The following is a 19,618-nucleotide window of genomic DNA, read 5'->3' as shown; positions in this document are numbered from 1 at the left end:
GGAGAACCGCCATGCCGTCGCCAGAGATCATCCTCCACGGAACGCCCCTTTCAGGTCATGCCCACCGCGTCGAGTTGCTGCTGCTCGCGCTTGGCCTGCCCTATCGCAACGAGGAGGCCCCGGCCGATGTCCGGCGGAGCGATGCCTTCCGCAAGCTCAACCCGCTCGGCCAGATTCCCGTGCTGCAAGACGGCGACCTCACCTTCGCCGACAGCAATGCGATCATGGTCTATCTGGTCCGCCGCTATGCCCCGGACAGCGCCTGGCTGCCGCTTGATCCCATCGGCGCAGCCAATGTCCAGCGCTGGCTCTCGATCGCCGCCGGCGAGGTCATGCACGGCCCCTCGATCGCGCGCCTGATCACGCAGTTCGGCCTGAAGGACGACAAGGCCCGCGCCCAGCGGATCGCGGCCAAGCTGCTCGCCTTCATGGAAGAGCATCTGGCGACGCGCGACTATCTCGCCACCGTTCACCCGACGATCGCCGATCTCGCCTGCTATTCCTATGTCGCGCATGCGCCCGAAGGCGGCATCTCGCTGAGGCCTTATCCGGCCGTGCGCAACTGGCTCGCGCGCATCGAGGCCCTGCCCTTCTTCAAGCCGATCCCGCCTTCGCCCCTTCCCGCAGAGCTCGACGACGATGCTGCCTGAGGGCCCCTTCCATGCCGGTGAGCTGGCGGCGCAGGCGCTGGCCGGCGTCACCTCTCGCGGTGCCGGCATTCGCCAGTTCATGCCGGATCAGCACCGCATCTTCTTCGGTCAGTTGCCTTGGCTCTTCGCCGGCGTGCCCGACTCGGGCGGTTGGCCCTTGGCGACCGCGCTGGCCGCCAAGCCCGGCTTCGTGGAAAGCCCAACCCCAACCACGCTGTCGATCGCAGCCCTGCCCTCTGGGGATGATCCGGTCTTCGAATCCTTCCGGCCGGACAGCCCCATCGGCCTGCTCGGGCTCGAACTGGAAACCCGCCGCCGCAACCGCGCCAATGGCCAGATCGAGACCGTCGGTACGGATGGCTTCACGGTTGCGGTGGCGCAGAGCTTCGGCAATTGCGCGAAGTATATCCAGGTCCGCAACCGGGTTCAGGATGGCAATGAGCTCGCCGCGTCGGCATCGGAGCTGACTAGCCTCGATGCGCAGGCGCGCTCACTGATCGCCGCAGCCGATACGCTCTTCATCGCCAGCGTCGCTGCGCCTGAGAGCGAACCCGGCGGCGTCGACATCTCGCATCGCGGCGGCCGCCCCGGCTTCGTCCGGATCGATGGCGACACGCTCACCATCCCGGATTTCGCCGGCAACAACTACTTCAACACCTTCGGGAACCTGTTGCAGGAGCCGCGTGCCGCGCTGCTCTTCGTCGATTTCCAGACGGGCACGCTGCTGCAATTGCAGGGCGAGGCAGAGATCCTCTGGCAGGGACCGGAACTGGCGCGGCTCGATGGCGCCGAGCGCCTGTGGCGCTTCCATGTCCGGCGCGGCTGGCGCCGGGTCCATGCGCTGCCGCTGCGCTGGTCGGCACCCGAATTCGCGCCGACCACCTTGCAGACCGGCCTGTGGGCGGCAGCCGCCTAGACTAGAAGAGCCTTCCGCCGACCGGCACCGCCTGCCCCGGCCCGATCAGGACGACCTCGCCCTCGGCATCGGGAATGCCGAGCGTCAGCACTTCCGACATGAACCTGCCGATCTGGCGCGGCGGGAAATTCACCACCGCGAGGACCTGCCGGCCGGGAAGATCTTCCGGCCGATAGTGCTTCGTGATCTGCGCCGAGGATTTCTTCCGGCCGATCGTGCCGCCGAAATCGATGACGAGCTTGATCGAGGGCTTGCGCGCCTCGGGATAGGGCTCGGCCTCGACGATGGTGCCGACACGGATGTCGACCTTCAGGAAATCGTCGAAGCCGATCTGGGCGGCCGGTTCGGAAGGCGCGCTCAAAACTCCGCCCACCCGTCGTCGCGCGCATCGGTCTTGGGCGCCGTAGCGGCACTGCCGCTGGAGGCCTTGGCGCGCGGAGCCGCCGGGCGCGGCGCCGCAGCGACGGCCGCCCGCATGGTCTGGGAGATCGCCTTGAGCTTTGCGACGTCGCCGCCGAGCTGGAAGCGCGCGACCAGCGACGAGAGCCGGTCGGCCTCCTGCGAGAGCGAATGCGCGGCGGCGGTCGACTGCTCGGCCATCGCGGCGTTCTGCTGGGTCGCCTGGTCCATCTCGCCAACGGCGGAATTGACCTCCTGGAGGCCCGAGGCCTGCTCCTGCGCCGCACCGGCGATCTCGGCGACGAGCGAGGTGACGCGCGTGATCTCAGAAGCCATGCGCTGGAGCGCGCCGCCAGTCTGGCCGACCAGCGTGACGCCCTTCTCGACCTCGATGGTCGAGGCGTCGATCAGCGTCTTGATCTCCTTGGCGGCGGAAGCCGAGCGCTGCGCCAGCGCCCGCACCTCGGAGGCCACGACCGCGAAGCCCTTGCCGGCATCGCCGGCGCGGGCTGCCTCGACCGAGGCATTGAGCGCGAGCAGATTGGTCTGGAAGGCGATCTCGTCGATCACGCCGACGATCTGCGAGATTTCCTGGGCCGATTTCTCGATGCCGCCCATCGCCGTCACCGCATCGCGGACGATGCTGGTCGACTGCTCGGCTTCGGTCTTGACCTGCTCCGTCGCCTGGTTGGCAAGGCGCGCGCTTTCCGCCGTCTGGCGGACCGTGGCGGTGAGCTCGTCGAGTGCCGTCGCGGTCTCCTCGACCGAGGAGGCCTGTTGCTCGGTCCGGCTGGCGAGGTCGTCCGCCGCCTGGCTGATCTCGGTCGAGCCCGCCTTCATGCTGTCGGTATTGGTCGCGATCTGGCGCATCGCATCCTGCAGCTTGGCGATGGCGCCGTTGAAATCGTCCTTGAGCTTGACGTATTCGGCCGAGAAGGCGGCCTCGATCCGGTAGGTCAGGTCGCCATCCGAGAGATGCTCCAGCCCCTGGCCAAGAGCCAGCACCACGTCGGCCTGCACGCGGGCATGCTCGGCGCGCTCGGCCTCGTTGCGCCGGCGCTCGCCATCGGCGGCGCTGCGATGGCCGGCAGCCTCCTCTTCCATCCTGAGCTTGTCGGTCTCCATCGCCTCCTTGGCGAGGGCCGCATCGCGGAAGACGACCAGCGTGCGCGCCATGGCGCCGATCTCGTCGGGCCGCTCCTGATGCGCGATCGTGGTGTCGAGCTGGCCCGCGGCCAGACCCTCCATCGAGCCGCGCAGCGAATGCAGCATGCCGGAGGCGCGGCGGCTGAGGATGATGACGAGGCCAAGCATGACGAGGCCGAGCGGCACCAGCACCTTGGCGACGCCGCCGACCATGCTCATGAAGGCCGCATCGACATCCTGGACATGCAGGCCGGAGCCGACCACCCACTGCCATTGCGGGATGCCGATGATGTAGGAAATCTTGAGCGACGGATCCTTGTCGCCGGCCTTGAGCCAGCCATAATCGACGAAGCCTTCGGTCTTCGCCTTCGCCAGCGCGACCATCTCCTGGACGAAGAACTTGCCGTCCGCGTCCTTGAGCGGCTTCATGTCCGTCGACTGGATCTTCTTGTTGGCGTGCAGGACGCTGATGCCGTCGTAATCGATGAGGAAGTAATAGTTCCCGCTGTCGAAGCGCGCGCTGCCGAGCGCATCCATCGCCAGCTTCTTGGCATCCTCGTCCTTCAGCTCGCCGGCCTGGACGCGCGCCAGGTAGCCCTTGACCGTCGTCGCGGCGGCTTCGACCGCATTCTTCATCTCGGCCCGCTTGAGCGTGATCATCTCGTTGCGGGCGGCATTCAGCGTATAGCCGACGGCGCCGACGGCGATCAGCACGGCCAAGGCCGCGATCAGGCCGAAGGAACGGCTGATCGAAAGGGTCGCAAGCTTCCTGGTGAACGACATTCGCGTATCCTGCGCGATGGGGGAATTCCCCTCATTCGCGCAGGATTGGCTAAGGCACGCTTAACATTGGCGCAGTTTCGCCACATTTTGTCGCAGGCAGCGTGAGGAACCCGTTGGGCCCTCAGATCGCCGGTGCGTAGTCCTCGTTATCCTCGCCGCGCTCGGAGGCCCGTTCGCGCCGGCGCGCCTTCAGCGGCCGCCCGGAGCAGATCGCCCGCGCCAACCCGCGGAACGGCGCCGTCAGCCGATGGACATCCTCGACGCGCGCCATGATCCGCCCCGCCGTCTTCAGTTCGCGGTCGAGCCGGGCCATCGTCTTCGACAGCTCCGGCTCGTCATCGTCGAGCCAGGCCTCCGAGACGCGCGCCATCAGCAAAACCGCGCCCTGCACCCGCAGATGACCCAATGCATCCTCGGTCGGGATGCCGGCCGAGGCCAGCATGTAGCGCCAGGAATTGACGGCGCCGCGATTGAGCGCCGCCAGCGCCAGCGGATCGCGCCGGATGACCGGCGCAATCTTGCGCAGACCTGCCTTGTAAGGCGCCATCGCATCGAGCCGGCGCATCACGAGGTCGAACAAGCGCTCCTTGACCGGCTCGCCGGCGAGATCGTCCGAGGAGCCCGCCAGGACGGCATCGTCGACGATGCGGGTCACGCCGCCCAGCATGGCGAGCTTGGAGGGGAACAGCCCGCGCAGTTGCGCCAGCGTCAGTCCGGCCTCGGTCGCGATATCCGGTAGTTCGATCTCGTCCCAGCGTCGCTCGACGGCGAGCTTCATCAGCGCATCGACGGCGCGACGGCGCGGATCGGCCGCAGGCGCCGCCGCCTGGGGCGGGGTGGAAACGGGTTTGCGGGCCATGGGGCAGCTCCTCTCGCTTCGCAATGAGAAGAGGTTAGGCCGCTATCGTGGCAGGTGGAAGGCGGTTCAGCCGGAAAGCTCGCCAGCGCGACGTTTCGCAGCAGCCACCGCCTTGCGCATCAGCGGCTTCATGCCGTCTTCCGCCATCAGCACCTCGAGTGCCGCTGCCGTCGTGCCACCGGGCGAGGTCACGTTCTGGCGCAGCGTGCCGGGCGGAAGCGGCGACTGGAACAGCAACTCGCCGGCACCCTCCACAGTCGCGCGAGCCAGACGCTCCGCGACATCGGCCGGCAGGCCGGCATCCTTGCCAGCAGCGGCGAGGCACTCAACGAGATGGAAGACATAGGCCGGGCCTGAGCCCGACACCGCCGTCACCGCATCGATCAACCCCTCGTCGTCGAGCCATTCGACCTTGCCGATGCTGCCGAGCAGCGCGTCGGCGGTGGCGCGCTGCGCCGCGCTCACGCCCTTGCCGGGAGCCGCAGCGGTAGCGCCGCGCTGCACCGCGGCCGGCAGGTTCGGCATGGCACGGATGATCGCGCCGGCATTGGGCAGGCGCGCCGAAAGATCGCCCAGCGTCTTGCCGGCGAGGATCGAGATCAGCAGCGTCCTCGGATGGATGAAGGCCTGCACCGCAGGCGCGGCCGTATCGAGCATCTGCGGCTTGGTCGCCAGCACGACGACATCGGCGGCGGGAATATCCTTGGCGGACGGATTGAGTCGCATGCCCTTGTCGTTGGCGAGCGCTACCATTTCGTCCGACGGCTTGGGATCGATCAGGCTGATTCCCTTCGGATCGATGCCGATGCGCAGCCAGCCCTCCAGCATCGCGCCGCCCATCTTGCCGGCGCCGATGAGGACGAGCGATTGCGGCAGGGAAGCGGTCATGGCGGTTCTCGTCGCTTGGGAACAGGGCGTCATGCCGGGCTGGCGCCTGAGCATATCGGAACCAGAGCCTGCAAGAGGTGGCCCGGTCAAGCCCGGCCATGACGTCGGCGCGACCTCAGGCCTCGCCGACCGTCTCCAAGATCGCGCCCTCCATGCCTTCCTTCGCGGTCTTGCCGGCCCAGACGACGAACTGGAAGGCCTGATAGTAGCGCTCGCAGGCCTCGACCGCAGCCTTGACCAGCGCGATCGCCTGCTCTTCGGTCGGCTCGGCCCCGCCGGAAAGCAGCAGGGCGTGGCGGTACATCACCACGCTTTCGCTGCTCCAGAGGTCGAAATGGCCGAGCCAGAGCTGCTCGTTGACGAGGCTGACGAGCTGCAGCACCTCGCCACGCCGCCGCTCCGGCACCTTGAGGTCGAAGGCGCAGGCGATATGCAGCGCTTCCACCTCGGCGAGCCAAGTGATCGCGACATGGTATTCCGACCAGCCGCCGGTCACGGAGACCGAGAGCTCATCCTCGCTGTCGCGATCGAATGACCAGTCGTTGAGGGCGGCGAGGCGTTCAAACAGGTCAAGCGGGTTGGAAGGCCGATCCAGCTCGGCATCCATATCGAGGTCCATCATGCCCTAGGGTCCACCTTCCGGAGCGAAAGGCTCCGGCGCGTTCGAGAACAGGAACACGGCGACTGGAAAGCCGAAGGAACGCAACACACCTCCGGAACCCCTCTGAAAGAGGCGCTCCCATTCGGCGCGGCAGGACGAATCCGCCCGACGAATCAATTCTTTCCACCGACGATAGCGCAGGCGCTGTGACGCTCCCAACACGGCGCCAAGCTCCGCGGATTCGGCCGGCGGGCTCAATCCCCCCGAAGGGCTGTCCACAGCACATGGCTGTGGACATAACCTGAGGGCAACCGGGGGCCGCTCTTGAAGCAACCCCGGCCCGTTCTCAGGCCTTGCCGAGCTTCTCCTCCAGCGCCTTCAGCCGCGCGGCGAGCTTGTCGTTCTCCTCGCGGGCGATCAGCGCCATCTCGCGCACCGCCTCGAATTCCTCGCGGGTGACGACGTCGAGATCGCGCAGCAGGCGCTCGATCTGCGTCTTCACCACCGTCTCGACCTCGCGCCGCACGCCCTGTGCCGCGCCGGCGGCATCGGTGGCGAGACGGGCGATATCGTCGAGGATACGGTTGCCGGGGTTCACCATGGCTCTCTCCCTTAAAGGCGCGAAACTCTCTGCCGACAGCCTATAGGCAGCACAGGCGGGAGCCGCAATTGCGACCGGAGGCCGGGCATGCCCGCTGCCCCGATGGGCCGGACTTCATCTCGCCGGCGGAGCCGCCGCCGAGGCGCTCGACCTGCCCGATCTGGACCTCGCCATCCGTTGAGCCTAGAACAGCGGCACAGGGAATCTCGAAGCGGTCCACAGCCCAAAGGGCGGGAGGCGTCATGATCAACCGTTTTAGCGGCCTCGTTCTGGGGCCGGTTTTTGCGCTGGCGCTCGCCGGCTGCCAGGAAACCACCCAGACCGCGGCCCGTCCGCGCGTCGATGCGCCGGGCGTTCCGGTCTCGGTCCAGAGCATCTCCGGAGCGCCCGAAAACGTCACCACCAGCTTCGCGGGCCTGCTCGGCGAAGCCGCCGCCGAGCGCAAGATGGAGATCGTCCCCGGCAACAAGCCGGCGCGCTTCCGCGTCAAGGGCTACCTCACGGCACAGCCGACCGAGGACGGCCAGACCTCGCTCGCCTTCGTCTGGGATGTCTATGATTCGACCAAGCAGCGCGCCCAGCGCGTACAGGGCGAGAGCATCGGCAAGCGCAGTGGCGGTTCCGATCCCTGGGCCGGCATCGATCAGACGGTCGTCGCCAAGGCCGCCTCCGACTCGATGGATGCGATCGCGGGCTTTCTCGTGACCACGCCGGCCGTCGAGACGCTCAAGACCGAGACCAAGACCGGCAAACCCGCGAAGCCGGGCACCCGCGTCGCTGCGACGGACCCGAAGAAGAGCTGAGGCCACGCCAGGATCCGCTGTGCAGCGACGCTGCGGCAGTGGTTTCCGGGTCACGGCGCAGCGCCCTGCGCTTTTTGGCCGTCGATATTGCACTGCAGCGGTCGACTCCATCCAACCGCGCTGTTAAGAGCCGTTCGAATTGAGCCGGCAATGCCGGCCCTCCCTGCTCAGCCTTGATGCAACGGTGCGCTACGGCATGGCCTCTCACTTCAAAGTCGTCGCCGGCAACTCCAATCGTCCGCTGGCCGAGGCGATCTGCAACCACCTCAGCATCCCTCTCGCCAAGGCCTCCGTCCGGCGCTTCGCCGATATGGAGGTCTTCGTCGAGATCCAGGAGAACGTGCGCGGACAGGATGTCTTCATCATCCAGTCGACCTCGTTCCCGACCAACGACCACCTGATGGAATTGCTGATCATCACGGATGCGCTGCGCCGCTCCTCGGCGCGCCGCATCACGGCGGTGATCCCCTATTTCGGCTATGCCCGCCAGGACCGGCGCGCCTCCGGCCGTACGCCGATCTCGGCCAAGCTTGTCTCCAACCTGATCACCCATGCCGGCGTCGACCGCGTGCTGACGCTCGATCTGCATGCCGGCCAGATCCAGGGCTTCTTCGACATCCCGACCGACAACCTGTTCGGCGCCCCGCTGATGGCGCGCGACATCAAGGACCGGCTGGAATGGAAGAACGCCATGGTCGTCTCGCCGGATGTCGGCGGCGTGGTCCGGGCGCGCGCGCTCGCCAAGCGCATCGACGCCCCGCTCGCCATTGTCGACAAGCGTCGTGACCGGCCGGGCGAATCCGAGGTCATGAACATCATCGGCTCGGTCGAGGGCCGCTCCTGCATCCTGATCGACGACATCGTCGATTCCGGCGGCACGCTGGTGAACGCGGCCGACGCCCTGCTCGAGCAGGGTGCCAAGGAGGTCTTCGCCTATATCACCCACGGCGTGCTCTCCGGCGGCGCGGTCGCCCGCATCGCCTCGTCCAAGCTCAAGGAGCTGGTGATCACCGACTCGATCATGCCGACCGAGGCCGTGAAGGTCGCGCGCAATATCCGCGTCATCTCGATTGCCGGCCTGATGGGCGAGGCGATCGAGCGCACCGCGAGCGAGACCAGCGTGTCGAGCCTGTTCGACTGAGAGGTTAGGCTTGGGTAACTCCCGCGCCCTCGTCCTGTTCTCCGGCGGCCAGGATTCCACCACGACCCTGGCTTGGGCGCTCGACCGCTTCGACGCGGTCGAGACGATCGGCTTCGACTATGGCCAGCGCCATCGCATCGAGATGGAATGCCGCGAGACGATCCGCGCCAAGCTTCCCACGCTCTCGGCCCGCTATGCCGAGCGGCTCGGCCCCGATCATGTCGTGGATCTCAAGGCGCTCGGCGCGATCTCCGAGACGGCCCTGACCCGCGAGACCGAGATCGCTTTCACGGATGCCGGCCTGCCCTCGACCTTCGTGCCCGGCCGCAACCTGATCTTCCTGACCTTCGCCGCGGCGCTCGCCTATCGCCGCGACCTCAAGCACATCGTGCTCGGTGTCTGCGAGACCGACTATTCCGGCTATCCCGATTGCCGCGACGACACGATCAAGGCGATGCAGGTCGCGCTCAATCTCGGGCTCGACCGCCGGCTCGTGCTGCACACGCCGCTGATGTGGCGCGACAAGGCGCAGACCTTCGCACTCGCCCGCGAAATCGGCGGCCAGGCCCTGCTCGATCTCGTGATCGAGGACAGCCATAGCTGCTATCTCGGCGACAGGACGACCCGGCATGGCTGGGGTTATGGCTGCGGCCATTGCCCGGCCTGCGATTTGCGATCAAAAGGCTTCGCGGCTTACCTCGCAGCCCCCGACGACAGCGGACTTGACCTATGACCCGTGACCGCCAGCGCTTGACGGAAGGCGTTATCGCCCTCGTCCTGTTCGGCCTGACCATTCCCGCCGCCAACTGGATGATCGGCAATGCCGGCGCGGTCTGCGTGCCGAACGGTCCCTGCCTCGTCCCGGTCTGGCCGGGCGTGATGGCGCCGAGCGGTGTCCTGATGGTCGGCCTTGCCCTGGTATTGCGCGACATCGTCCAGCGCCGCCTTGGCCCGCTCGCTGGTCTCGGCGCCATCGCGGTCGGCACCCTGATCTCCGCGATGCTCGCGCCGCCTGCCATCGTGCTGGCCTCGGTCGCAGCCTTCCTGCTCTCGGAGCTCGCCGATTTCGCGGTCTACACGCCCCTGCAGCGCCGGCGCTTCGTCACGGCCGTCTTCGCCTCCAGCGTGATCGGCCTCGTCGTCGACAGCCTCGTCTTCCTGCATCTCGCCTTCGGCAGCCTCGACTTTCTCGCCGGCCAGATCATCGGCAAGGCCTGGATGGTGCTGCTCGCCTTGCCGTTGATGCACCTCCTGCGCCGCCGCGACGAGCGGCTGGGCCTGGTCGCCGCCTGATTCCAGGCATCGCGCCGCCGCGTAAAGTTTGAGGCGTCGCCTCAATCTGACTTTAAGGCATTTGCGCCAGGATCGGGGTTCTTCGACGAGCACTCTGTCGGGAACTCCGTGACCAGACCTTCGGGCCGCCTGCAGGCTCTGCAGAACGATATTCTTGAAGATATCGCGCGCGGCGAGCCTCTGATCGCATGCATGGAGCGCCTGTGTCATCGTGCCGAGGCGATCTCGCCCGGCGTCATCTGCTCGGTCGTCGCCATCGACAACCAGTGCTGCCTCCAGCCTCTCGCCTCGCCCAGCCTGCCCCCGCACTATGTCGGCGCCATCAAGGGCGTGCCGGCAGGCCCGGAGGTCGGCTCCTGCGGAACCGCGATCTTCCGCGGCGAGCCCGTCGAAGTCACCGACATCGCCACCGATCCACTCTGGCGGGCCTATACCGATCTCGCCCTGCCGCTCGGCCTGCGCGCCTGCTGGTCGACGCCGATCAAGGCGCGCGACGGGCGGGTGGTCGGTGCCTTCGCCTTCTATTTCAGGACGGCTCGCCGTGCGGGAGCGCTCGAACGCCGGATCGTCGCGACCTGCGTCCATCTCTGCGCCATCGCCATCGAGCATGACGAAGTCCGCACCCGCAATCACCGCCTCGCCTATTTCGATACGCTGACCGGACTGCCGAACCGCAGCCAGTTCAACAGCGCCATCGCGGAGATGAGCGCGGCCGGCCGCCGCTACGGGTTGATGCTGATCGACATCGATCATCTCAAGACGGTCAATGACACGCTCGGCCACGCCGCCGGGGATGCGCTGATCGCCGTGGTCGGCCGGCGGCTCGACGTCGCGCTGGCCGGCTGCCTCACCTGCCGGATCGGCGGCGACGAGTTCGCCGTTCTCGTCCCCGATTGCAGGGAACCTGCGCGTATGCGTGCCTTCGCCTCGGCCGCGATGGCGGCGGTCGCGGTTCCGTTCGACCATGACGGCCACAGCCTCGTGCCGGGCATTACCATCGGCGGGGTCATCGCCGGCGAGGACGGCCAGGACACCGTCACGCTGCGGCAGAACGCCGACCTCGCGCTCTACCACGCCAAGGAAACCCGGCGCGGCCGCTATGTCCGCTTCCGCAGGCAATTGCGCAGCGCGATGATGCATCGCATCCGCACCCGGCGGGATGTCGCGGGCGCTCTCGGCGACGACCGGATCATCCCCTATTACCAGCCGGTCATCCGCCTCGACACCAACGAGGTCGTCGGCCTCGAAGCCCTGGCCCGGATGCGCCTCGACGACGGCCGCATCATCGCGGCCGGCGAATTCCAGGACGCCCTGCGCGATCCGAAGATCGCCCATCGCACCACGACCCAGATGCTGACGGCGGTGGCCGCCGACATGGCCGAGTGGCGCGCGAGCGGCCTGAATTTCCAGCATGTCGCGGTCAACGTCACCTCGGCCGACTTCCAGAAGGGCGACCTCGTCCAGCGCGCCACCCGCACGCTGGAGAAGGCCGGCGTACCGCTGCAGCAGCTCGTGATCGAGGTCACCGAGCAGGTCTTCATGGGCGGGCGCAAGGATGGCGTCGCGCGCACCATGGAAGCGCTGCGCGCCAATGGCTCGCCGGTCGCGCTCGACGATTTCGGCACCGGCTTCGCCTCCCTGACCCACCTGCTCGATTTCCCGATCGACATCATCAAGATCGACCGTTCCTTCGTCGGCTCGATCGACAGCGGCGCCCGCAGCGAGATCATCATCGAGGCCCTGCTGACGATGACCCGCCGCCTCGGCATGAAGATCGTCGCGGAGGGCATCGAGAAGCAGGCGCAGGCCGAGCGCCTCAGCGAAATGGGCTGCGGCCTCGGCCAGGGCTACCTCTATTCGCCGCCGGTTCCGGCCTCGATCATCCGCGAATGGCTGCAGCGCTTCGCCCAGCCGACCCAGGCGCCCGCCCCCACGCGCGGCCTCGTCGCCAACGCCGCCTGAGCCGGGCTTGAGATCGCGGCGGTTTTCGCCTATGAGCACCCCAGCGTTCGGCTGACACCCTTGGAGGCTCTGAACGCATAAATCCGATGGCCGCCACGAGGCGGCCTTGTCATTTACAAGTCAAGGACATCCAACATGACCGCCGTGAAGCAAATCGAGGCTTCGGCGCGCGCACAGGTCGGCAAGGGGGCCGCCCGTGCTGTTCGCCGCCAGGGCCAGACGCCTGCCGTGATCTATGGTGGGGGGGCTGCTCCCGAAGCCATCGCGCTCGACGCCAACAAGACCCGCCAGCTGATTTTCGGCGGCCACTTCCTGACCACGATCTTCGAGATCGCCGTCGCCGGTAAGAAGCAGCGCGTCATTCCGCGCGATTACCAGCTCGACCCGGTCAAGGATTTCCCGATCCATGTCGACTTCCTGCGCGTCGCCAAGGGCCAGACCGTCACGGTCCAGGTTCCGGTTCACGTCACCGGTCAGGAAGCCAGCCCCGGCGTCAAGAGCGGCGGCCTGGTCCAGATCATCGAGCACGCCCTCGAAGTCACCGTCGAGCCGGACAGCATCCCGGATTCCATCGACATTTCGGTTGCCGGCCTGAATGTCGGCGACTCCGTCCATGCCGACGCGATCAAGCTCCCGGCCGGCGCCAAGCTCTCTGTCGGCGCTGACGCCACGATCGTCACGATCTCCGCGCCGACCGTCGAGGCCGAGCCTGAGGCCGCCGAGACTGAGGAAGCCGCGGCTGAAGCCAAGGCCTGATGAAACGGCGCCAGCCGGCGCCGCTTTCACCTCGAACGCTCACGAGACGGCCGGGTTTCCCGGCCGTTTTGCTATGGCATCGAACCGAAAAACGGTGTCCGGCCTTCGGGCGGATCCGATGCTGAACGAACAAGTCTGCGGAGCCCCGCCATGCTGATTTTCGCCGGCCTCGGCAATCCCGGCGCGCGCTATGCCCGCAACCGCCACAATATCGGCTTCATGGCCCTTGGCGAGATCGCGCGCCTGCACCGCGCCTCACCCTGGCGCGCCCGCTTCCAGGCGGAGGCCTGCGAGGCCACGATCGGCACCGAAAAGGTCATCCTGCTCAAGCCGCAGACCTACATGAACGAGTCGGGCCGCGCGATCGGCGAGGCCGCGCGCTTCTTCAAGGTCGCTCCGGCCGATGTCGTCGTCTTCCATGACGAGCTCGATCTCGCCCCCGCCAAGCTGCGCGTCAAGCTCGGCGGCGGCAATGCCGGGCATAACGGCCTGCGCTCGACGACGGCTGCGATCGGCAACGACTATCGCCGCGTGCGCATGGGCATCGGCCATCCCGGCCTGAAGGAACTGGTGCACAGCTACGTGCTGAACGATTTCGGCAAGGCCGAGCAGCCCTGGGTCGAGGATCTCTGCACGGCCTGTGCCGACCATGCGGCCCTCCTCGCCGCCCATGACGACGCCGGCTTCCAGAACAAGGTCCATCTCTTCATGGATGCGCGTGGCCACGGCGCCGTGAAGCGGCTCGGTGAAAAGAGCGACGGCTGATCCTCAGAGCGGGAGCTTGGCACCCGCCTTCGCCACGGTGATCCGGCTCGTGCTGTAGCTGCCATCCGCCTGCCGGCTCGCCGTCATCGCGACCTGCGCGCCGGGCTTGAGCTCGCTCGCCTCGGCAGGCGCTGCCATCAGGATCGTCGCCTCCGGCGTGATCGCCACCTTCTGCTCGCCACCCGGATAGCTCAGCACCAGATTGGCGCCGTCGACCCGCGAGACCGTCTCGGCCACCGTCGCATTGGTCATGGTCGCATCCGGCAGCACGCCCCAGGGCCGATGTCCCTCGCCCGTGCCGCGCATCGCTTCCGGGAAGATTACCACCTGCACCGCGAGCAAGGTGCCGTCGGCCTGCGGCTTGGCGCCGACGCCAATGAAGCTGCCTTTGGCGATATCGCTTGCCTTCGCCGCCACCATGCCGCCGATCGAGTAGCCCGGCGCGAGCGCGACCTTGAGCTCGCGCCCGTCCGCGGCCTTGAGCTCCAGCGTCGCTCCTTCCACGCGCTCGACCGTGCCGCGCAACCGCGTTCCTGGCGCCTGGGCGATGGCTACGCTGCCGGCAAGGGCGAAGACCGACAGGGCGAACGCAAGACGAAAACGCTTCATGACGAGGCTCCGAACGCCGCGACAGGCGGCCCGCCCGATCCAGCACCCGCATCAGCTCGCCTGCCATGCACGTTCGCGTGAGGAACGCAGCGGCCATCAGGCGCGCGGCACTTGTCTTTATCGCGCAAGCCCCCCAATAAGACCGCAACTTTCAAAGCTTCACGCCCGGCACAGGCGATCCGCCACGGGCAACGGAACAGGCGATCATGGGTTTCAAATGTGGCATCGTCGGCCTGCCGAATGTCGGCAAGTCGACCCTCTTCAACGCGCTGACGCAGACGGCCGCGGCCCAGGCGGCGAACTATCCGTTCTGCACGATCGAGCCGAATGTCGGTGACGTCGCCGTGCCCGACGAGCGGCTGGAGAAGCTCGCCGCCATCGCCGGCTCCAAGGAGATCATCCCGACGCGGCTGACCTTCGTCGATATCGCCGGGCTGGTGCGCGGCGCCTCGCGCGGCGAAGGCCTCGGCAACCAGTTCCTCGCCAATATCCGCGAATGCGACGCCATCGCCCATGTCGTGCGCTGCTTCGAGGACGGCGACATCACCCATGTCGAGGGCAAGGTCGCTCCGATCAACGACATCGAGATCATCGAGACCGAATTGATGCTGGCCGATCTCGAAAGCCTCGAGAAGCGCGTCCTGCCGCTGGAGAAGAAGGCCAAGACCGGCGACAAGGAAGCCAAGGAGCTGGCCGATTTGATGAATCGCTGCCTCGTGCTGCTGCGCGACGGCAAGCCGGCCCGCCTCGTCCAGGTCGCGGCCGACGAGCGCCGCACCTTCGAGACGCTCGGCCTGCTCTCGTCCAAGCCCGTGCTCTATGTCTGCAATGTCGAGGAAGCCAGCGCCGACAAGGGCAACGCCTTCTCCGAACAGGTGAAGGCTCGCGCCGCCGAGGAGAACGCAGTCGCCGTCGTCGTCTCCGCCAAGATCGAGAGCGAGATCGCCGTGCTCCCGGTCGCGGACCAGAAGGACTACCTGGAGGCCGTTGGCCTCGACGAACCCGGCCTGAACCGCGTGATCCGCGCCGGCTACAGCCTGCTCCATCTCGTCACCTATTTCACCGTCGGCCCGAAGGAAGCGCGCGCCTGGACGATCGAGAAGGGCACCAAGGGGCCGCAGGCCGCAGGCGTGATCCATACCGATTTCGAGAAGGGCTATATCCGCGCCGAAACCATCGCCTTCGACGACTACATCGCCAACAAGGGCGAATCCGGTGCGCGCGAGGCCGGCAAGTTCCGCCTCGAAGGCAAGGAGTACGTCGTCGCCGATGGCGACGTGCTGCATTTCCGCTTCGCGAACTGAGGGCCCTGCCGGCCATGTCGTATTTCGAGGATTTCGTCCCGGGTGAGAGCGCCCGATCGCGCAGCCTCGACGTCTCGCAGGACGACATCGTCGCCTTCGCCTCGCGCTATGACGCGCAGGATTTCCATGTCGATCCCGAGGCCGCCAGGGCGAGCTTCGTCGGCCGCCTGATCGGCTCCGGCTGGCATAGCTGCGCGCTGCTGATGCGACTCATGGCGGAGGATTTCCTGCTCGATTCCGCCAGCATGGGCGCGCCGGGCATCGACGAGGTGAAGTGGCTGCGTCCCCTCCTCCCCGGCGACAGCGTCAGCGCCCGGCGCACCGTGCTGGAAAGCAAGGCCTCGCGCTCGCGCCCCGAAATGGGCCTCGTGCGCTTCCGGCTCGAACTGCTGAACCAGCGCGACGAGCCGGTGCTGGAGCAGACCAACTGGATCATGTTCGGCCGCCAAGGCTCCGCCATCGGCCGGCATCCGGCCGGTCCCTGGCTGGATCATGCGCCGGTGTACGAGCGCCCCGCCATCGAGAGCCCGCTGGAAGCCTCCTCCGAGCCGCCCGAGCCGCCGCGCTTCTTCGAGGAGCTTTCGGTCGGCGAGAGCAGCGAACTCGGCAGCTTCCTCTTCACGCCCGAGGAGATCGTCGCCTTCGCCCGCAGTTTCGATCCCCAGCCCTTCCACATGGACGAAGCGGCGGCGCGCCGGAGCTCCTTCGGCAGGCTCGCCGCTTCCGGCTGGCACACGGCCGCAGTCTGGATGGCCTGCATGGTCCTGCATCGCAAGCGCCAGCTGGCGGTGGCGTCGGATCGCCCCGCGCGCCTCGGCTCCTCTCCAGGCTTCAGGAACCTGCGCTGGACGAAACCCGTCTTTGCCGGGGACCGGATCACCTACCATTCGCAGGTGATCGACAAGCGCGAGAGCACCTCTCGCCCGCAATGGGGGCTGTTCTTCCACCGCAACACCGGCATCAACCAGCACGGCGAAGAGGTCTTCAGCTTCGACGGCTGCGTTTTCGTCGAGCGCAAGCCGGATTGACCGCGAAGACGGACCTCAGCCGGTCTTGAGCCTGACGAGATCGACGGGCCCGCGCGGCACCTCGGAGGAAGACCGCATCTGGGCGAGGAACGCTTCATCGTCCGATGCGACCACGACCCGGTCGCGCCCGCTCCGCTTGGCTGCGTAGAGCCCCTTGTCCGCCTCGTGAAGCAAGGCATCGAAATCGATGACGCTGTCCTTCGCATGAGCGACGCCTGCGCTGAGCGTGCACCCGAACGCCGCACCGCTCGCTGCGAAACGACGTTTGACGAGGCGCCCCCGCACGTTTTCGGCCGCGATGGCCGCCGCGACAAGAGAATCGCCCGGCAGCAGCAGTGCGAATTCCTCGCCGCCGAGCCGTGCGGCCAGTCCTTGCGACCGACAGGACAGCAGGATCTCCCCGAACGCCCGCAACACCTCGTCTCCCGCCAGGTGGCCGTGGATGTCGTTGATCCGCTTGAAGTGATCGATGTCGAAGATGATCAGGGCGGCGGGCCCTTCGATCTCGGTCGCGATGCGGTCGAGCAGCGCGCGCCGGTTGAGCAGGCCGGTCAGCGGATCGGTTTCCGCGTCGCGCTTGTGGCCGCGCGCCAGCCGCGCCTGGTTCAGGGCCAGGGACAGCGCGCCGATGCCGGCGAGCGTGGTCAGGCAGACGACGATATTGAGGTCTTCCGCCCAGTTCGAGGGGATGCCCGGCAGAGCCCAGCGGCCATCCAGCAGCAGCAGAACGGCGCAAGGAACGAAGGATAGCCCGGTCAGGACATACAGGCCGGTCAACAGCATGATCGCCAGCCTGGCTTCTGCCCGGCCGAGCCAATAGTCCCAGGCTGTTGCGAACAGAATGGCCGCGGCCGCGACATTGAGCCCGATGATCGCAATGCCGTTATAGCCGGCCAGCATGGGCACAGCCATGGCTGCCGACGACGCGATTGCCATGATGGCCATGCTGCGCCAGGGCAGAACCCGCGTGCGAAATTCGCGGCCGGCACCGAAGACGAAGGCGAGGCCCGTCAGCAGAACCGTGTAGCCGGCTGCCCCCACGATCGGCGACATCGTCCTGACATAGCCGCCATAGATCAGCACGCCGACGGCCATCAGCGCGACGCCGATCGTCCAGGCCATCAGGAAGCCTTCCTTCCTGGAAACGAGCCAGCTGACGAGGAAGGCTGCGGCCAATCCGCATCCCGAAAGGGTGAAAGCCGTCAGGAGGGACTGATAGTCGAGCGACACGAATGTCTCTTGCCAGGCGAGGAAGGCGGCAACCGTTATGCCGGTGTTGCCATTGCCGAAAACTTAAACCGGTCGGCCGCATTTGCCCGGCCGGCGGCCTGCCTGCCCGATCGGGCGCTCTGACGCGGCTCAGCCGACCTTGCCGTAGCCCGCGAATTTGGCGCCGACGCGCTCCATTTCGGCGGCATCGAGGATGACCGGCTCGATCCCCGCCGCGAGGATATCGAGATACTGCCCGGCGAGGTTCTCGACTTCGGCGACGATGGTATGCGCGCCCGCCAGGGTCTGGCCGAGCGCGATCACGCCGTGATTGGCGAGCAGCACGGCCTTGCGGCCCTCCAGCGCCTTCACCGCGTTCTCGGCAAGCTCGGGCGTGCCGAAGGTCGCATACTCGGCACAACGCACATCGGCACCGCCGCAAAGCGCGATCATGTAGTGGAAGGCCGGGATGCCGCGCCGCGTTGAAGACAAGGCCGTGGCGCGCGGCGAATGGGTGTGCACGATCGCCTGCGCATCAGATCGCGCCCGGTAGATCGCGACATGGAAAGGCCATTCGGAGGACGGCTTGCGGCTGCCATTCAGGATGGTGCCGTCGAGGCTGAGATGGATCAGGTCCTCAGGGCGTGTCCGGGCATAGGGCAGGCCCGACGGCGTGATCAGCAGGCCATCGCCAAAACGAGCCGAGACATTGCCCGATTTCGACGGGCAGAACCCGGCCCGGTCGATCGCCTGCGCGACCGAGACGATCTCCTGCCGCAATTCCGTTTCGCTCATGCCGTGCCCCTGCTCGCCAGGTCGGGAAAGAGTTGTGCGAGGCCCTCAACGCTGGCCGCGCAGACACCGCGCTCGGTGATGAGCCTGGTGACGAGCCGCGCCGGCGTCACGTCGAAGGCCGGGTTGGCCGCACCACTGCCCGGCGCGACGATGCGCACGGACCTGACCTCACCGTCATCGGCGAGCCCGGAGAGATGCGTGACCTCGCGGGCCGCGCGCTCCTCGATCGGGATATCGGCGAGGCCGTCGCTGATGCTCCAGTCGATCGTCGGCGAAGGCAGCGCGACATAGAAGGGCACGCCGTTGTCATGCGCCGCGAGTGCCTTGAGATAGGTCCCGATCTTGTTGGCGACATCGCCCGCCGCCGTGGTGCGGTCGGTGCCGACGATCACCAGATCGACCTGCCCGTGCTGCATCAGGTGGCCGCCGGCATTGTCCACGATCACCGTATGCGGCACGCCATGGGAGCCGAGCTCGTAGGCCGTCAGCGCCGCGCCCTGGTTGCGGGGCCGGGTCTCGTCGACCCAGACATGGATGGGAATGCCGGCATCATGGGCGAGATAGATCGGCGCCAGCGCCGTGCCCCAGTCCACCGTGGCAAGCCAGCCGGCATTGCAATGGGTGAGGATGTTGACCGGCTCGCCGACGGGCTTTCGCGCTGCGATCTCCGCGATCAATGGCAGGCCGTGCTCGCCGATCGCCCGGCACAAGTCGACATCCTCGTCGCAGATCGCCGCGGCTTCCGCATAGGCCGCCTCGGCACGCGCCGTCGCGGGCAGGCTTGCGAGGGCACCACGCATCCGCGCCAGCGCCCAGTGCAGATTGACGGCGGTCGGCCGCGTCGCGCCAAGCAGGGCGAGTGCCGCATCGAGAGCCGCATCCGAGGCGTCCGCCCGCATCGCCAGGGCCACGCCATACGCCGCGGTCGCACCGATCAACGGCGCCCCGCGCACCACCATGCTGCGGATCGCATCGGCCGCCTGCTCGGCGGAGCCCAGTGCCACCGTCTCGAAGCGGAACGGCAAGCGCGTCTGGTCGATCACGACGACGCGCCAGCCATCCTGCGCGAGCCAGATCGTCCGGTAGTGCTGGCCGTTGATCTTCATCCCC

At 67.3% G+C, this 19,618-nt stretch carries 21 protein-coding genes; 11 read left to right on the top strand and 10 right to left on the bottom strand.

Annotated features, from left to right (window positions below):
• The first annotated feature begins 11 nt into the window (after positions 1-11).
• Positions 12-650, top strand: coding sequence for a glutathione S-transferase (locus AC1RLU_RS03575; protein ID WP_492793896.1), 639 nt, complete (start codon positions 12-14; stop codon positions 648-650).
• Positions 640-1,566: a pyridoxamine 5'-phosphate oxidase family protein gene (locus AC1RLU_RS03570; protein ID WP_492793895.1), complete on the top strand. Its 927-nt coding sequence runs from the start codon at positions 640-642 to the stop codon at positions 1,564-1,566. The genes AC1RLU_RS03575 and AC1RLU_RS03570 overlap by 11 nt, the downstream gene beginning before the upstream one ends.
• Before the next feature lies 1 nt (position 1,567).
• Here AC1RLU_RS03570 and AC1RLU_RS03565 read toward each other — a convergent pair whose 3' ends face one another.
• The 6 genes from AC1RLU_RS03565 to AC1RLU_RS03540 form a co-directional block, all read right to left on the bottom strand.
• Positions 1,568-1,927, bottom strand: a complete 360-nt coding sequence (locus AC1RLU_RS03565; protein WP_091856284.1) for a tRNA-binding protein — start codon at positions 1,925-1,927, stop codon at positions 1,568-1,570.
• Complete coding sequence (locus tag AC1RLU_RS03560; RefSeq protein ID WP_492793893.1) at positions 1,924-3,894, bottom strand: methyl-accepting chemotaxis protein; 1,971 nt, start codon at positions 3,892-3,894, stop codon at positions 1,924-1,926. Before AC1RLU_RS03560 ends, AC1RLU_RS03565 begins: the two co-directional genes overlap by 4 nt.
• Before the next feature lie 121 nt (positions 3,895-4,015).
• Positions 4,016-4,753 (bottom strand): TetR/AcrR family transcriptional regulator, encoded by a 738-nt coding sequence (locus AC1RLU_RS03555; RefSeq protein ID WP_492793892.1) that lies wholly within the window; start codon positions 4,751-4,753, stop codon positions 4,016-4,018.
• A 66-nt stretch (positions 4,754-4,819) separates the two neighbouring features.
• Positions 4,820-5,641: a pyrroline-5-carboxylate reductase gene (gene proC / locus AC1RLU_RS03550; RefSeq protein WP_091856281.1), complete on the bottom strand. Its 822-nt coding sequence runs from the start codon at positions 5,639-5,641 to the stop codon at positions 4,820-4,822.
• 115 nt (positions 5,642-5,756) lie between these two features.
• Positions 5,757-6,263: a type III secretion system chaperone family protein gene (locus AC1RLU_RS03545; protein WP_061969490.1), complete on the bottom strand. Its 507-nt coding sequence runs from the start codon at positions 6,261-6,263 to the stop codon at positions 5,757-5,759.
• Positions 6,264-6,588: 325 nt separating this feature from the next.
• Entirely contained in the window at positions 6,589-6,843 is a 255-nt protein-coding gene (locus tag AC1RLU_RS03540) for an accessory factor UbiK family protein (protein ID WP_047577935.1), read from the bottom strand.
• A 242-nt stretch (positions 6,844-7,085) separates the two neighbouring features.
• Between AC1RLU_RS03540 and AC1RLU_RS03535 the strand changes: the two genes are divergently transcribed.
• The 7 genes from AC1RLU_RS03535 (at position 7,086) to pth (ending at position 13,563) form a co-directional block, all read left to right on the top strand.
• Positions 7,086-7,646, top strand: coding sequence for a hypothetical protein (locus AC1RLU_RS03535; protein ID WP_091856280.1), 561 nt, complete (start codon positions 7,086-7,088; stop codon positions 7,644-7,646).
• 196 nt (positions 7,647-7,842) lie between these two features.
• Positions 7,843-8,787 carry a ribose-phosphate pyrophosphokinase gene (locus AC1RLU_RS03530; protein WP_061969495.1) on the top strand — a complete coding sequence of 315 codons (945 nt, stop codon included), beginning with the start codon at positions 7,843-7,845 and terminating at the stop codon, positions 8,785-8,787.
• A 10-nt stretch (positions 8,788-8,797) separates the two neighbouring features.
• Positions 8,798-9,520 carry a 7-cyano-7-deazaguanine synthase QueC gene (gene queC, locus AC1RLU_RS03525; RefSeq protein WP_492793890.1) on the top strand — a complete coding sequence of 241 codons (723 nt, stop codon included), beginning with the start codon at positions 8,798-8,800 and terminating at the stop codon, positions 9,518-9,520.
• Positions 9,517-10,080: a VUT family protein gene (locus AC1RLU_RS03520; RefSeq protein ID WP_061969498.1), complete on the top strand. Its 564-nt coding sequence runs from the start codon at positions 9,517-9,519 to the stop codon at positions 10,078-10,080. Before queC ends, AC1RLU_RS03520 begins: the two co-directional genes overlap by 4 nt.
• 108 nt (positions 10,081-10,188) lie before the next feature.
• Positions 10,189-12,042: a putative bifunctional diguanylate cyclase/phosphodiesterase gene (locus AC1RLU_RS03515; RefSeq protein ID WP_492793889.1), complete on the top strand. Its 1,854-nt coding sequence runs from the start codon at positions 10,189-10,191 to the stop codon at positions 12,040-12,042.
• A gap of 135 nt (positions 12,043-12,177) precedes the next feature.
• Positions 12,178-12,798, top strand: a complete 621-nt coding sequence (locus tag AC1RLU_RS03510) for a 50S ribosomal protein L25/general stress protein Ctc (protein ID WP_061969500.1) — start codon at positions 12,178-12,180, stop codon at positions 12,796-12,798.
• A 150-nt stretch (positions 12,799-12,948) separates the two neighbouring features.
• Complete coding sequence (gene pth / locus AC1RLU_RS03505; protein WP_061969501.1) at positions 12,949-13,563, top strand: aminoacyl-tRNA hydrolase; 615 nt, start codon at positions 12,949-12,951, stop codon at positions 13,561-13,563.
• Between the two features lie 3 nt (positions 13,564-13,566).
• Here the strand turns inward: pth and AC1RLU_RS03500 are convergent, their stop codons facing one another.
• A complete protein-coding gene (locus AC1RLU_RS03500; protein ID WP_492793887.1) occupies positions 13,567-14,172 on the bottom strand; it encodes a hypothetical protein in 606 nt (201 codons plus the stop codon).
• A 206-nt stretch (positions 14,173-14,378) separates the two neighbouring features.
• Here AC1RLU_RS03500 and ychF point away from each other — a divergent pair, with 206 nt between their 5' ends.
• Positions 14,379-15,476, top strand: a complete 1,098-nt coding sequence (gene ychF, locus AC1RLU_RS03495) for a redox-regulated ATPase YchF (RefSeq protein WP_091856275.1) — start codon at positions 14,379-14,381, stop codon at positions 15,474-15,476.
• A gap of 14 nt (positions 15,477-15,490) precedes the next feature.
• Positions 15,491-16,504: a MaoC family dehydratase gene (locus AC1RLU_RS03490; protein WP_492793885.1), complete on the top strand. Its 1,014-nt coding sequence runs from the start codon at positions 15,491-15,493 to the stop codon at positions 16,502-16,504.
• A 15-nt stretch (positions 16,505-16,519) separates the two neighbouring features.
• Here AC1RLU_RS03490 and AC1RLU_RS03485 read toward each other — a convergent pair whose 3' ends face one another.
• The 3 genes from AC1RLU_RS03485 to mtnA form a co-directional block, all read right to left on the bottom strand.
• Positions 16,520-17,734 carry a GGDEF domain-containing protein gene (locus AC1RLU_RS03485; protein WP_142112916.1) on the bottom strand — a complete coding sequence of 405 codons (1,215 nt, stop codon included), beginning with the start codon at positions 17,732-17,734 and terminating at the stop codon, positions 16,520-16,522.
• Positions 17,735-17,863: 129 nt separating this feature from the next.
• On the bottom strand, positions 17,864-18,508 hold the full coding sequence (locus AC1RLU_RS03480; protein ID WP_492793883.1) for a class II aldolase/adducin family protein: 645 nt from the start codon (positions 18,506-18,508) through the stop codon (positions 17,864-17,866).
• A complete protein-coding gene (gene mtnA / locus AC1RLU_RS03475; RefSeq protein ID WP_492793881.1) occupies positions 18,505-19,614 on the bottom strand; it encodes an S-methyl-5-thioribose-1-phosphate isomerase in 1,110 nt (369 codons plus the stop codon). The genes AC1RLU_RS03480 and mtnA overlap by 4 nt, the downstream gene beginning before the upstream one ends.
• Between the last annotated feature and the right edge of the window lie 4 nt (positions 19,615-19,618).

It is taken from the genome of Allobosea sp. GW822-FHT05A11 (genome assembly GCF_058800455.1).
Note: the sequence above shows the minus strand (reverse complement) of the source record. Positions and strands in the feature narration are given on the sequence as shown.